At 72.3% G+C, this 13,955-nt stretch carries 11 protein-coding genes; 5 read left to right on the forward strand and 6 right to left on the reverse strand.

Going from position 1 to position 13,955, the window contains the following annotated elements:
* Positions 1 to 77: 77 nt before the first annotated feature.
* The gene (locus AC07A6_RS04365; protein WP_478776027.1) at positions 78 to 1,496 is read right to left on the reverse strand and encodes an MFS transporter; all 1,419 of its coding nucleotides are present in this window, start codon (positions 1,494 to 1,496) and stop codon (positions 78 to 80) included.
* A gap of 135 nt (positions 1,497 to 1,631) precedes the next feature.
* Between AC07A6_RS04365 and AC07A6_RS04370 the strand changes: the two genes are divergently transcribed.
* Entirely contained in the window at positions 1,632 to 2,231 is a 600-nt protein-coding gene (locus AC07A6_RS04370; protein WP_362473029.1) for a TetR/AcrR family transcriptional regulator, read from the forward strand.
* Between the two features lie 76 nt (positions 2,232 to 2,307).
* On the opposite strand, the gene AC07A6_RS04375 is transcribed toward AC07A6_RS04370, so the two are convergent.
* Genes AC07A6_RS04375 through AC07A6_RS04395 form a run of 5 tightly spaced genes read right to left on the reverse strand, consistent with a single transcriptional unit; the run spans position 2,308 to position 9,563 of the window.
* Positions 2,308 to 2,769: a nuclear transport factor 2 family protein gene (locus tag AC07A6_RS04375; RefSeq protein WP_362473026.1), complete on the reverse strand. Its 462-nt coding sequence runs from the start codon at positions 2,767 to 2,769 to the stop codon at positions 2,308 to 2,310.
* Positions 2,770 to 2,807: 38 nt separating this feature from the next.
* Positions 2,808 to 3,599, reverse strand: a complete 792-nt coding sequence (locus AC07A6_RS04380; protein WP_362473023.1) for a thioesterase II family protein — start codon at positions 3,597 to 3,599, stop codon at positions 2,808 to 2,810.
* A gap of 5 nt (positions 3,600 to 3,604) precedes the next feature.
* Complete coding sequence (locus tag AC07A6_RS04385) at positions 3,605 to 5,206, reverse strand: long-chain-fatty-acid--CoA ligase (protein ID WP_478776028.1); 1,602 nt, start codon at positions 5,204 to 5,206, stop codon at positions 3,605 to 3,607.
* 44 nt (positions 5,207 to 5,250) lie between these two features.
* Positions 5,251 to 9,252 (reverse strand): type I polyketide synthase, encoded by a 4,002-nt coding sequence (locus tag AC07A6_RS04390; protein ID WP_478776029.1) that lies wholly within the window; start codon positions 9,250 to 9,252, stop codon positions 5,251 to 5,253.
* Between the two features lie 14 nt (positions 9,253 to 9,266).
* Complete coding sequence (locus AC07A6_RS04395; RefSeq protein ID WP_362473016.1) at positions 9,267 to 9,563, reverse strand: acyl carrier protein; 297 nt, start codon at positions 9,561 to 9,563, stop codon at positions 9,267 to 9,269.
* 140 nt (positions 9,564 to 9,703) lie between these two features.
* On the opposite strand from AC07A6_RS04395, the gene AC07A6_RS04400 reads away from it, so the two are divergent.
* The 4 genes from AC07A6_RS04400 to AC07A6_RS04415 are packed head-to-tail and all read left to right on the forward strand — an operon-like array spanning position 9,704 to position 13,848.
* A complete protein-coding gene (locus AC07A6_RS04400; protein ID WP_362473014.1) occupies positions 9,704 to 10,447 on the forward strand; it encodes a 2OG-Fe dioxygenase family protein in 744 nt (247 codons plus the stop codon).
* Position 10,448: 1 nt separating this feature from the next.
* Entirely contained in the window at positions 10,449 to 12,311 is a 1,863-nt protein-coding gene (locus tag AC07A6_RS04405) for a 2-oxoacid:acceptor oxidoreductase subunit alpha (RefSeq protein WP_478776030.1), read from the forward strand.
* Positions 12,304 to 13,374 (forward strand): 2-oxoacid:ferredoxin oxidoreductase subunit beta, encoded by a 1,071-nt coding sequence (locus AC07A6_RS04410; protein WP_478776031.1) that lies wholly within the window; start codon positions 12,304 to 12,306, stop codon positions 13,372 to 13,374. The genes AC07A6_RS04405 and AC07A6_RS04410 overlap by 8 nt, the downstream gene beginning before the upstream one ends.
* A gap of 48 nt (positions 13,375 to 13,422) precedes the next feature.
* The gene (locus tag AC07A6_RS04415) at positions 13,423 to 13,848 is read left to right on the forward strand and encodes a MarR family winged helix-turn-helix transcriptional regulator (protein ID WP_478776032.1); all 426 of its coding nucleotides are present in this window, start codon (positions 13,423 to 13,425) and stop codon (positions 13,846 to 13,848) included.
* The last annotated feature ends 107 nt before the right edge of the window (positions 13,849 to 13,955 follow it).

Here is a 13,955-nt window from a genome sequence, read left to right on the forward strand (position 1 = left end):
CAACAAACGCTACCCCCCCCATCTCTGGGGGGGGGGGGGGGGGGGGCTCCCCCCCCCCCCCCCCCCCCCCCCTCCGGTCAGGCGGAGGCCTTCTGGCGGTAGCGTGCGGCGCCCGCCAGGGCCACGAGGGTCACGCCGAGGGTGAGGATCGTGACGGTCCACAGGCCGGCCCGGTAGGGGGCGATCCCGCCGGTGCTGAGCGAGAAGACGGTCGCGGTGAGCGCGATGACCACGCCGTTGCCGATCTGGGCGCCGGCGTTGAACAGGCCCGAGACCAGGCCCTGCTCGTCCGGCGCGGCCGTGCCGACGGCGGCGATGTTCAGCGCGGGGTAGACGGCGGCGAAGCCGAGGCCGCCGAGGAGCTGCTGCGCGAACAGGGTGACCAGCGGGTCGACCTGGCCCATCAGCAGGACCCAGCCCAGGTAGCCGATGCTCAGCAGGACCAGGCCGCCGGTCGCGACCGGCCAGGCGCCGTACTTGGTGACCAGCGCGGCGCCGTAGCGGGCGGTGCCCGCGGTCAGTACGCCGCCGAGCAGGAAGGCGAGGCCGGCCTCCAGCGGGGTCCAGCCCAGCTGCTCCTGGTAGTAGAGGGTCAGGACGAACTGGAAGGAGACGTAGGCGCCGAAGAAGAGCATCGCGATCAGGGACCGGGTCAGCTGGCCCTTGCGGAAGACCGACAGCGGCACCAGCGGGGCCGGGTGGCGGCTCTCGACGACGGCGAACAGCGGGAAGAGGACGGCGGCGGCGATCAGCGAGCCGATGGTCTGCGCGTCGCCCCAGCCGTCGCTGGCGGCCCGGCTGAGTCCGTACACCAGCGCCACCGCGCCCGCCGTCACCGTGACGGCGCCGAGGATGTCGAGGCTGCCGCTCTTGCCCTTCTCCTGCTGCGAGGGGACGACCGACGCGGCGAGCAGCGCGACCAGCAGACCGGCGACGGCCGGGGCGAACAGGACGAGCCGCCAGGAGACGCCCGCCATCAGGCCGCCGAGGATCAGGCCGAGGGAGTAGCCGGCCGAGGCCACGGCGAGGAAGGTGCCCAGGGCGCGGTTGCGTGACTGCTCGTCACGGAAGGCGTCGAGCAGGATGGCCATGGCGGCGGGTGCGGTGATGCCGGCGCTGACGCCCTTGAGGAGGCGGGCGATGACCAGGACCACGCCGTCGTCGGCGATGCCGCCGAGCACACTGGCGACGACGAACACCACCAGCCAGCCGATCAGCAGCTTCTTGCGGTTGTAGAGGTCGGCCAGCCGGCCGCCCAGGAGCAGGAACCCGCCGAAGCCCAGCGCGTACGCCGAGACGACCCACTGGAGTGCGGAGGTCGACATCCCGAGGTCCGCCTGGACCAGGGGGAGGGCCGGTCCCATGCTCGCGATGTCCATCGCGTCGAGGAACTGCACCGCGCACACGACCAGGAGCAGCAGCGGCAGGCTCTTGACCGCGGGGGCGGGCGGTAACACCCGTGCGATGGGGGGAGAGGTCGGGGATGCCTCGGTCATGATCAGACTCCGATCGGAGTGTCGACAAATGACGGACCGATCAGTCCAGGACTGATCGGTCCATTTCTAGCGCTCACAAACCCCGGTGTCAAACGTATGCTGGGAACCGCGGGGGAGAGGCGAAGGAGTTGAGACATGGCGCGCACACCGGCACCAGGCACGAGGCGGCGGATCCTGGAAGCCTCGGCCAAACTCTTCGGTGAGCAGGGGGTCCGGGCCGTCGGCATGCAGCAGGTGATCGACGCGACCGGAGTGGGCAAGAGCCTGCTCTACCGCGAGTTCGCCAGCAAGGACGAGCTGATCGCGGCCTGGCTGCGCGAGAGCGACGCGAAGTGGTGGGAGCAGGCCGAGGAGGTCACCGCCCCCCACTCCGGGGACCCGGCCCGCCAGATCCTCGCGCTGATGGAGTTCTTCCACGCCAGCGTCCGCGAACCCGACTTTCACGGCTGCATCTACTACAACACCTCCAGCGAGTTCCGCGAGCCCGGACACCCGGGCCGCCAGGAGGCGAAGCTGCACCTCAAGGGCCTGCGCAACTGGTTCCGCGACAAGGGCGTCGAGGCCCGAGCCGAGGACCCCGACGCCCTCGCCGACACGCTGATGCTCATCGTCGGCGGCACCCTCGCCAACGGCGAGGTCCTCGGCGAGGCCGGCCCCGCCCGCATGGCCCTGGCCACCACCGAGCTGGTCCTGCGCCAGTACGCGCCGAACGCCCTGGCGGCCGCCGCCCGCTGACGCCCCGACGGCGACGCGCCCGGCCCCGCGGCACACGCTCGCCGCGGGGCCGGAGCGCGTCCGGATCCGGTCCACGTCAGGGGCCGCCGGCACCTGTACGGGTCGGCCTCGCGTGCCGTACGGCCACGCCGTGCTCCTCGTAACCGTCGTTGTACGCGAACGACGAGGGCATCCTGTCGTGGAACTGGTAGTCGGCCTGAATCCGACCGTCCTCGGCGAGCACGACGATGTCCTGGCCGGACATCTCCATCTCGCCCGTGGCCGCCGAGACCATCACCCAGTTGAACCGGACGACGTCGTGGTGGCCGGTCGCGTTGTTCGAGGACCGGAACTCGTACCCCATCGGGCCGTACACCTCGTGCGTGTAGGCCAGCTGGTCCAGGAGCGCCGCGTGCCCCCGGATCGGATCCTTGCGGTAGAACACGTAGACGCAGTCCGGCGCGTACAGGCCGTACACCATGTCGCGCCTGCGCCGCTCGTCCTTCTCGTTCCACAACGCGACGTAGCGCGCGAGGAGTTCATTGGGTCGGGGCAGCATGACGGGGTACCTCCGGGTTCCGCTGGAACGCCGCCCGCTCAGCGCCCCGCGGCGTACCGCGGCAGCAGCTGGGCCAGGTCGGCCGTGATGGCACGGGCGTGGGCGCTCAGGTAGAAGTGGTCCCCGGGGAAGGTCCGGCACCCCAGGAACTCCGGCGTCCGCCCGGCCCACGACCGCATGGCGCCGGGCGCGAGGAGGGGGTCCCCGCGCCCGGAGTAGGCGACGACCGGACAGCCCACGGCAGCCCCGTCGTCCGAGAAGTCCGCGCACACCGAGCCGTCCGCGCCCATCGCGCGGACCGCCCCCGCCAGCAGCTCCGGATCCCCGGCGACCGCATCCGGCAGCCCGCCCAGCAGCCGCAGCGCCTCCAGCGGGTCCGCGGACAGCGCCGCCGGCGCCGAGAACCCCTCCGGGGCCCACCCGGAGACGGCCAGCAGCACCGGCGCGGGCAGGCCCCGCCGCTCGGTCTCCACCGTCAGCCGGTAGCCCAGCAGCGCCCCCATCGAGTGCCCGAACACCGCGTAGGGACGCCCGTCCAGCTCGTCCGACACCACCCGCGCGAGGGCCTCCACCAGCGGACCGAGCCGGGTGTACGGGGCCTCGCGCCGCCGCTCCTGCCGCCCCGGCAGCTGCACCGCCTGGCAGGCGACCGACCCGGGCAGCCGCCCCGGCCACTCGCGGTACATCGACGCACCGCCCCCGCTGTGGTGCAGCAGGAACAGCCGCGACTCCGCGTCCGGTTCGGCGTCGGCCGGGTGCAGCCAGCGCGCCGCGCCCTGCACCTCGGGCAGCGGGCCCGGCGGCGGCCCGGGAAGGCGTACGGCGTCCACGACGGCTACCCGGCGGGCGTCGGCGCGGGCGCCGGGGCCGGGGCGGTGAACCGCTCCCGCAGCACCCGCCGCAGCACCTTCCCGGTGGGGTTGCGCGGCAGTTCGGCGACGATGTCGTACCCCGTGGGGATCTTGAACCCGGCGATCCGGCCGTTCATGAACCGCAGGAACTCCCGCGGGGTCGCCTCCGCGCCCTCCCGCAGCACCACCGCGGCCCGGACGGCCTCGCCCCAGTCGGGGTGCGGGACCCCGTACACGGAGACCTCCGCCACCGCCGGGTGGGCCCGCAGCACGTTCTCGACCTCCGTGGGATAGATGTTCTGGCCGGCGACGATGACGGTGTCGTTGACCCGGTCGGCGAGGAACAGGTAGCCGTCCGCGTCCACGTGGCCCATGTCGCCCATCGACAGCCACTCCCCGGACTCCCCGGACAGCGCCCCGGCGGTCACCTCGGGCAGCCGCCAGTACTCCAGGAACCGCGCCGGGCTCCGCACCACCACCCGGCCCACCTCGCCGGCCGACAGCTCACGGCCCTCCCCGTCCAGGATCCGCAGCCCCACACCGGGCACGGCCCGGCCCGCCGAACCGAGCACCCGGCTGTCCGCGGTGTGGTCCTCCGGCGCCAGGACGGTCAGGAAACTGCCCGCCTCCGCCGAGGAGTAGCCCTGCGCCAGCTCGCAGCCCAGTACGTCGATGCAGGTCAGCAGCAGCTCACGGTCGATCGGCGAACCGCTGTAGACCACCTTGCGCAGCGAGCGGAACGTCTCGCGGGTCGTCCCCCGCTCGGCCAGCATCATCCGCAGCATCGCGGGCGCCGCCCACAGGGTCGTGACCGCGTGCCGCTCGATCAGCCGGGTCGCCTCGTCGGCGAGGAACTGCCGCATGACCACCGTGGTCGCCCCCGCGTTGAAGGAGTGCATGAACCAGCCGAAGCCGGCCGTGTGCAGTCCCGGGAAACAGCTCAGCCCCCGGTCCTCGGGCCGCCAGTCGATCCAGTCCACCCCGGCCGCCCGGGTGTCGGCGATGAAGGTGAAGAAGGTCCGCTGCGCCAGCACCACCCCCTTCGGCAGCCCGGTCGTCCCGCTCGTGTACAGCTGCGCGACCGGGTCGTCGAAGCCGGCCCCGCCGCCCGTCGGCGGATCCGTGTCCGGCAGCCCCGCCTTCCAGTCGAGGAACCCGCCCGCCACATGGCCGTCGGAGTCCGATTCGACGACCTGCCGCAGCCCGGGCAGCACCGCCCGCAGCCGGTCCACCACCGGACGGAACTCCCGCTCCACGAAGAGCAGTTCCGCCTGCGAGTCACGCAGTACGTGCTCGACCTCGCCGGCCGTGAGCCGCGAGTTCACCGGCACCAGCACCACGCCCGCCTTCGCGCAGCCGAGCGCCAGGTCGTAGTAGCGCTCCGACTCCCGGCCCAGATAGCCCACCCGCGCACCGGCCGCCAGGCCCGCGGCCAGCAGCGCGTGCGCCGTCCGGTTGCTCTCCCGGTGCAGTTCGGCGAAGGTCAGCGCGCGGTCCTCGCAGATCACCGCGGGCCGGTCGGGCCGGGTCCGGGCGTGCAGGGCCGCTCGGGCGGCGAGGGTCCGGTCCTCCGTACGGTTGTCCATGGGTTCCCTTGTCCTGTTCGTTCGCGGGGTTGGAGGGGCGGGGGTCAGGCCGCCGGGGCCGCGGCCGGGGCCGCGTCTGCGGCCAGCCGTACGGACAGCAGCTCGGCGAGCTCCTCCACCGACGGGTGGTCGAAGACCGAGGAGGACAGCAGCGGGACCCGCAGCAGCGTCTGGAGCTGGTTCTTCAGCACGATCGCCGTCAGCGAGTCCACGCCCAGCTCCAGGAAGCCCGCCCGGGTGTCGACGTACTCCGGGTCGTCGATCGCCAGCAGCGCCGCGACCGTCGCGCGGACCAGGGCGACCAGCGCCGTCCGCCGCTCCTCGGCCGGGGCCGCCGCCAGCGCCTCCACGTCCGGCGGCGCTGCCGAGGCCGCCGCCCGCGCCGTCCGCTCGGCGGCCGCCGCCTCCACCGGGCGGTCCGGCAGCCGGGTGAAGCCCAGCCCGGACAGCTCCGCCACCGGCCGGCCGTCCTCCTCCAGCAGCAGCACGTCCAGGGTGAACGCCGGGTCCGCCGCCTCCGGGTCCTCGGCGCGCGTGACCCGGGCCGCGGAACGCAGCACCGCCCCGCGCGGCTTCTTGAAGGCGCGCAGCCGGCCCGCGCTCGTGGCCACGTACCGGCGGCCGTCGTCGGCCAGCGCCGCCAGGGCGTGCGTCGCCCCGTCCAGCAGCGGAGGCGGCAGCAGCCCGTCCCGGGACAGGCCGGCGCCGGACAGCTCCGTCACCGCGAAGTCCGGCCCGTACGCGGCCACCCGGCGGGCCCGCAGGAACTGCGGCCCGTACTCCAGTCCGGCCTCGGCGTACGCGGCCTTCACCTCCGCGCCGTCCAGCACCCGGGAGGGCTCGTCGTCCTCCAGTGCCCCGGCCAGGGCCAGCAGCGTCCGGCCCGGACCGGCGAGGCCGCTGCCCGCGTAGTCGGCCTCGGCCGCGATCACCGCGGTGGCGTGGATCCGCCCGTCGCCCCCGGTGCCGTCCGCGGCACGGCTGGAGACCTCCACCGCCAGGCTCCCGTCCGGCGCGGTCCGCACCCGGGTCACCAGCAGCACCGGCCGGTCCGACAGGAACAGCGCCTCGTGGAAGCGGACGTCCTCCACCGCCAGGCCGGTGTCCCCGTGGACCTCGTCCTGTACCGCGAGCATCAGCTCCAGGTAGGCCGAAGCGGGCAGGAAGGCCTGGCCGCCGATGGTGTGGTCGGCCAGGTACGCGGGCTGCGCGGCACTGACGCGCGCCCGGAACTCCCGTACGCCGTCGGCCTGTCCGTCCTGTCCTGCCTGTCCGGCCTCCCGGCCGAGCAGCGGGTGCCCGTCGCCGTCGGCCCCGCGCCGCCCGGCGGGACGGGCCGGGAGCCGGTACTCGCGCCGGTCGAAGGCGTACCCGGGCAGCGCGATCCGCCGCCCCGGCCCGTCCGCGTGCACCGCACCCCAGTCGACGTTCAGCCCCGCCGCGTACGCACCCGCCAGCGCGGCGTCCAGGGCCGCGCCCGCGCTGTCCTTCGACCGCATGCTCGTCAGCCAGCGGTGCTGCGCCTGCGGTACGCAGCGCCGTGCCAGCGAGGTCAGCGCCGACGACGGCCCGACCTCCAGGAACACGTGCCGGCCGCGCTCCGCGACGGTGCGCACCCCGGCCGCGAACTCGACGGTCTCGTTCACGTGCCGCACCCAGTACGCGGGCGTCGCCAGCTCCCGCGGATCGGCGATCCGCCCCGTCAGGTTCGACACGATCGGCAGCCGCGGCTCGTGGAAGGTGATCCCGCGCAGGACCTCGGCCAGCGGCTCGGACACCCCGGCCATCAGCGGCGAATGGAACGCCGCCGTCACGTGCAGCTCCGTCACCGTCCACCCCGCCGCGCGCAGCTCCGCCACCGCCTCCGCCAGCGGCCCGGCCGCGCCGGACACCACGCACTGCTGCGGGGCGTTGACCGCCGCGACGGCCAGCTCCGGCCGGCCCTCCAGCAGCGGCCGGACCTCCTCCACGGGCGCCGACACCGCCGCCATCGAGCCGGGCACGCCCTCCGACTCGATCAGCCGGGAGCGGGCGGCGAGGAACGAGACCCCGTCGGCGAGGGTGAACAGCCCCGCCACCGTCGCCGCGACGACCTCGCCGACGCTGTGCCCGATCAGCACGCTCGGCCGCACCCCCCACGACAGCCACAGCCGGGCGAGCGCGTACTCCAGCGTGAACAGGGCCGCGTGCGTGAACGGCGTACGGGCCAGGGCTTCCTCGGCGTCCGGCACCTCACCGAACATCACCGCCGCCACGGAACGCCCCAGCAGCGGCGCGAACAGCGCGTCGCACTCGTCGACGCACCGCGTGAACACCGGGAACCGGCCGTACAGGGCCCGGCCCATGCCCACGTACTGCGAACCGGAGCCGGTGAACAGGAACGCCGTCTTGCGGAACGCGTCGGGCTTCTCCTCCTCCCGGGACGGCGCGCCCCACCGCTCCAGCCGTTCGGCGAGCTCCGCGGTGGAGGACACGGCCGCCGCCACCCGGTGGCGGAAGTGCGACCGGCCCGTGGCCCGGGTGCGGCACAGGTCGGCGAGGCGGGTGTCCGGGTGCTCGGAGAGGAAGCGGGCGTAGCGCCGGGCCTGGAGCCGCAGCGCCGGCCGCGACTTGGCGGACAGCGTGAACACGTGCCCGCGCCCGTCGTCGTCCGCCTCCGTCCGCCCGGGTACGGTCCCCGCCGCCGGGGGCTCCTCCAGCACCGCCACCGCGATGGCCCCGGCGACCCCGAAGCCGTTCACCGTGGCCCGGCGCACCGGCGCCTTCCACGGCCGCTCCCCGTCCGCCACCTCGATCGGGTAGTTCTCCCACGGGATCCGCCCGGACAGGTTCCGCCACACGTGCGGGAAGAAGACCCCAGCCCGCATCTGCGCGATCACCTTGACGACGGCGCCCAGCCCGGCCGCGGGCTCCATGTGCCCGAGGTTGGCCTTGAGCGAGCCGATGACGAGGGGGTCCGCCCGGTCGTGCGAGGCGCCGAACACCCCGTTGACGGAGCCCAGCTCGATCGGGTCGCCCAGCGGGGTCCCCGTCCCGTGCGCCTCCACGTACTGGATGTCGCCCGGCTCCAGCCGTGCGTCGGCCAGCGCCGCCCGCATCACGGCCTCCTGCGCCGTGCCGTTGGGCGCGCTCAGCCCCGCGCTCTCGCCGTCCTGCCCGATCGCGGTCCCGCGTACGAGCGCCAGCACCCGGTCCCCGTCCGCCAGCGCGTCGGAGAGCCGCTTGAGCACCAGCGCCCCGCAGCCCTCGGCGCGCGCGTAGCCGTCCGCGCTCTCGTCGAAGGTCTTGCAGTGCCCGTCCGGGGCCAGCATCTGGGCGTGCGAGAGGATCACGTACGAGCGCGGGTTGTGCAGGGTGTTCACCCCGGCGCACAGCGCGATCCCGCACTCGCGGCGCCGCAGCCCCTCCACCGCCAGGTGCAGGGCCGTCAGCGACGCCGCGCACGCGGTGTCCGTCGTCAGGCTCGGGCCGCGCCAGCCCAGGAAGTACGACAGCCGCCCCGACAGCGAGTACGCGCCCAGCCCGGTCGTCAGGCTCCCGTCGAGCTGCTCGTCCGTCAGGCCCTCCAGCTCCAGCGCGAAGTCCAGCGGGGAGGCACCCACGTAGACGCCGCCGTCGCCGTGCCGCAGCCCGGCCGGGTCGATGCCGGCGTCCTCCAGGGCCTGCCACACCGTCTCCATCAGCAGCCGCTGCGCCGGATCGATGAAGGGGGCGTCCTTGGGCGGAATGTTGAAGAACTGGGCGTCGAATTCGTCAATACGGTCCAGAAAACCACCGGCGGCCGCGGTGATCGAACCGTCGGCCACGTCCGGAACCCAGCGGTCGCGCGGCAGCGGGCCGATACCGGAACGCCCCTCCCGGAGAAAGGAATCGAGATCGTCGACGGAATTGTTCCCGCCGGGCAGGCGCATTCCGATACCGACCACGGCGATCGGCTCGTGCTTCTCGGAAAGGAACCGCCCGATCTCCGTCTCCTGCCTGCGGACGGTCTCCTCGGCGGCTTCGAGCCTTTCCTGCAGATTCCGCTCTTCCGGAGTTCCGGGCATGGCGGCCGCCCCTCTCAATTCGCTTCGAAGATGTCGGCCAGGACGTCCGAGGCCAAATAGTCGGTCAGCCGCTCGACCGTGGGCTGGTTGAACAGGGCCGTACTGCTGATGCCCCGCCCCAGCCGCTCCTCCAGCCGCTGCTTGACCATGGTGAGCAGCAAGGACGTCATGCCGAGCTCGAAGAAGCTGTCCTCCAGCGGAAGCTCCTCGTCATCCGGCATGAGCAGCGCGGTCTTGAATTCCGCCACGACGATTTCTTCCAGGACCGTCCGGCGTTCCGACCTGGGCGAGGCCACTAATTGATCCGTCATACCGGTCGAGTGAAGCACAGCCGCCGTGACGGTCTGCTGACGCCTTCCTGACCCCCCGGACCCGTCAGTTCAGCGTCAGCAGTGCTGTGGGAGCCTCGGCGGAGCAGCAGTGCGTGAGATCCGGCGTGGAGGAGCCAACAATGCAGACCGAAGCACGGGAAGAACTGCGGGCCAACGGATATTCGTTGCTGCCGGCCGACCGGCTCGTCATCGACGCCGAATTGCGGCAGCACGTCAAGGAACTCGCCGCCGAATGGGAGCACCTGGAGACCGACCAGTACCTGAAGGGCGGCTCCCGCTTCCGTGAGCGCGCCTACGACCGCTTCTTCTTCGTGCCCCGCACCGGAGAGGTCCGGCTGCGCCCGCACCGCCCCTACTTCCAGTCGATGAACGCCAACGACTACGCCGGCGGCATCGACCGCGACGTGGCACCGCTGAGCCGCGCCACCCTGGACAACCCGCTGCTGACCCGGCTCCTGCGCGCCGACTTCGAGAAGTTCCCCGTCCCCGAGGACTCCTGGCTGGACGACCCCTGGGACGTCCAGTGCCACCAGTTCCGGATCGTCAGCACCCCCGACGAGACGGGCGAACCCACCCCGGAGGGCCCGCACCGCGACGAGGTCGACTTCGGCGCGATCCACCTGATGGGCCGCTTCAACGCCCGGGGCGGCGAGTCCCAGGTCTACAGCCTGGGGAAGGAGCTCGTGGCCGAGTTCTGCCTCACCGAGCAGATGGACACCATGTTCTGGGCCGACGCGCAGATCCTGCACGCCGTCCGCCCGATCCACCCCGTCGACCCGGCGAAGGCGGCGGTCCGGGACGTGCTGATCCTGGGCTACAAGCACGAGCCGGAGCTGCGCCGCGAAGAGCAGGGCGCCGCCTGACATGGTGACGACTTCCCAGATCCGCCGTGTCGACCGGGTGGTCATCCGTTTCGCGGGTGACTCGGGTGACGGTATGCAGCTGACGGGTGACCGTTTCACCTCGGAGACGGCGTCCTTCGGCAACGACCTCTCGACGCTGCCGAACTTCCCCGCCGAGATCCGGGCCCCCGCCGGGACCCTGCCGGGCGTGTCCTCGTTCCAGCTGCATTTCGCGGACCACGACATCCTCACCCCGGGCGACGCACCGAACGTGCTGGTCGCGATGAATCCGGCGGCCCTGAAGGCCAACATCGCGGACGTGCCGCGCGGCGCGGAGATCATCGTCAACACCGACGAGTTCACCAAGCGCCCCATGGCCAAGGTCGGCTACGAGACCTCCCCCCTGGAGGACGGCTCCCTGGACGCCTACCGCGTCCACGCCGTCCCGCTGACCACCCTGACGGTGGAGGCCCTGAAGGACTTCGGGCTGACCCGCAAGGAGGCCGAGCGCAGCAAGAACATGTTCGCGCTCGGTCTCCTGTCGTGGATGTACCACCGGCCCACGGAGGGCACGGAGAACTTCCTGCGGCGCAAGTTCGCGAAGAAGCCGGGCATCGCCGAGGCGAACGTGGCGGCCCTGAAGGCCGGCTGGAACTTCGGCGAGACGACCGAGGACTTCGCCGTCTCCTACGAGGTCGCCCCGGCCACCAAGGCCTTCCCGACGGGGACCTACCGCAACATCTCCGGGAACCTGGCCCTCTCCTACGGCCTGATCGCCGCCGCGCACGCCGCCGACCTGCCGCTCTACCTCGGCTCCTACCCCATCACCCCGGCGACGGACATCCTGCACGAGCTGAGCCGGCACAAGAACTTCGGCGTACGGACCTTCCAGGCCGAGGACGAGATCGCCGGCATCGGCGCCGCGCTGGGGGCGGCCTTCGGCGGCTCGCTCGCCGTCACCACGACCTCGGGACCGGGCGTGGCCCTGAAGTCGGAGACCATCGGCCTCGCCGTCTCCCTCGAACTCCCCCTCCTCATCGTGGACATCCAGCGCGGCGGCCCGTCGACCGGGCTGCCGACCAAGACCGAGCAGGCGGACCTCCTGCAGGCCATGTACGGCCGCAACGGCGAGGCCCCCGTCCCGGTCGTCGCCCCCAGGACGGCCGCCGACTGCTTCGACGCCACCCTCGAAGCCGCCCGCATCGCCCTCACCTACCGCACGCCGGTCTTCCTGCTCTCCGACGGGTACCTCGCCAACGGCTCCGAACCCTGGCGCGTCCCGCACCCCGACGAACTGCCCGACCTGCGCACCCGGTTCGCGACGGGCCCCAACCACACGCTGCCCGACGGCACCGAGGTGTTCTGGCCCTACAAGCGGGACCCGCAGACGCTGGCCCGCCCGTGGGCGGTTCCGGGCACGCCGGGGCTGGAGCACCGGATCGGCGGGATCGAGAAGCAGGACGGCACGGGCAACATCAGCTACGACCCGGCCAACCACGAGTTCATGGTCCGCACCCGGCAGGCCAAGATCGACGGCATCGAGGTCCCGGACCTTGAGGTCGACGACCCGGACGGCGCCCGCACCCTCGTCCTGGGCTGGGGCTCCACCTACGGCCCGATCACCGCCGCCGTACGCCGGCTCCGCACCGCCGGCATACCCGTCGCGCAGGCCCACCTGCGCCACCTCAACCCCTTCCCCCGCAACCTCGGCGACCTCCTCGCCCGCTACGAACGGGTCGTGGTCCCCGAGATGAACCTCGGCCAGCTCGCCACCCTCATCCGCGCCCGGTACCTGGTGGACGTCCGCTCCCACACCCAGGTCAACGGCATGCCGTTCAAGGCCGAGCAGCTGGCCACGGTCCTGAAGGAGGCCATCGATGACTGAGGCACTGCGCCTGGTCCCCAGGGCGGAGGCGAAGCTCGCCGCCAAGGACTTCAAGTCGGACCAGGAGGTCCGCTGGTGTCCGGGCTGCGGGGACTACGCGGTCCTGGCCGCCGTCCAGGGCTTCATGCCCGAGCTCGGCCTCGCCAAGGAGAACATCGTCTTCGTCTCCGGCATCGGCTGCTCCTCCCGCTTCCCGTACTACATGAACACCTACGGGATGCACTCCATCCACGGACGCGCCCCCGCCATCGCCACCGGCCTGGCCACCTCCCGCCGCGACCTCTCCGTCTGGGTCGTCACCGGCGACGGCGACGCCCTCTCCATCGGCGGCAACCACCTCATCCACGCCCTGCGCCGCAACGTCAACCTCAAGATCCTCCTCTTCAACAACCGGATCTACGGCCTCACCAAAGGCCAGTACTCCCCCACCTCCGAACTCGGCAAGATCACCAAATCCACGCCGATGGGCTCCCTCGACGCCCCTTTCAACCCCGTCTCCCTCGCCCTCGGAGCCGAAGCCTCCTTCGTCGCCCGCACCATCGACTCCGACCGCAAACACCTCACCGAGGTCCTGCGCCAGGCCGCCGACCACCCCGGCACCGCCCTCGTCGAGATCTACCAGAACTGCAACATCTTCAACGACGGCGCCTTCGAAGCCCTCAAGGACCAGGAACAGGCCCAGGAAGCCGTCATCCGCCTCCAACACGGACAGCCCATCCGCTTCGGAACCGACGGCAACAAGGGAGTCGTCCGCAACGAACACACCGGCGACCTCGAAGTCGTCGAAGTCACGGCCGCCAACGAACACCGCGTCCTCGTCCACGACGCCCACGCGGCCACCCCCACCACCGCCTTCGCCCTCTCCCGCCTCGCCGACCCCGACACCCTCCACCAGACACCCATCGGCGTCTTCCGCAGCATCGAGCGGCCCGTCTACGACACCCTCATGGCCGACCAACTCGACGCAGCCGTGGAGCAGCACGGCAAAGCGGACCTCGGGGCCCTCCTCACCGGTCCGGACGCATACGTTCTCGGACAGTCCGCAGAGGGCATACAACAATAAGGCATATGAGGGTAGGCTTGTCCCATGGTGAAATCGGAACAAGAGCGCGTGGGACAGCGCATCAAGCGGCTGGAGCAGGAGCTGACCGCCGCCAAGCACGCGGCGCTGCGCCCGTTCAAGATCAACGTTCCGCAGTACGGGGTCCTCTACGAGCTCTCGCGGCAGTCGGGGCTCTCCGGCGCGGCCCTCGCCCGCCGCTGCATGGTCACCCCGCAGACCATGTCCTCGGTGCTCTCCAACCTGGAGGGCCGCGGCCTCGTCGAGCGCACCCCGCACCCGATCCACCTCCAGATCCTCGAAGTCCGCCTCACCGCCGCCGGGAAGACCCTCATCCGCCAGGCCGACGTGGTGGTCGAGGAGATCGAGCAGCTGCTCGACGGCAGCTTCGCCCCGGGCGAGGCCGGGCCCTTCCTGGAGCAGCTGGAGCGCTGCGAGAAGGCGGTGGCCGCGTGGAGCCCGAAGACGAAGTCCTGAGGGACGGCGAAGACGGAGGCGGGGGGGGGGGGGGGGGGGGGGGGGGGGGGGGGGGGGGGGGTGTCGTTGTGGGTCTTGTTGTTTCTTTTTTCCGGCTACTGTCTTGC

This window comes from Streptomyces sp. NPDC044002 (assembly GCF_056434525.1).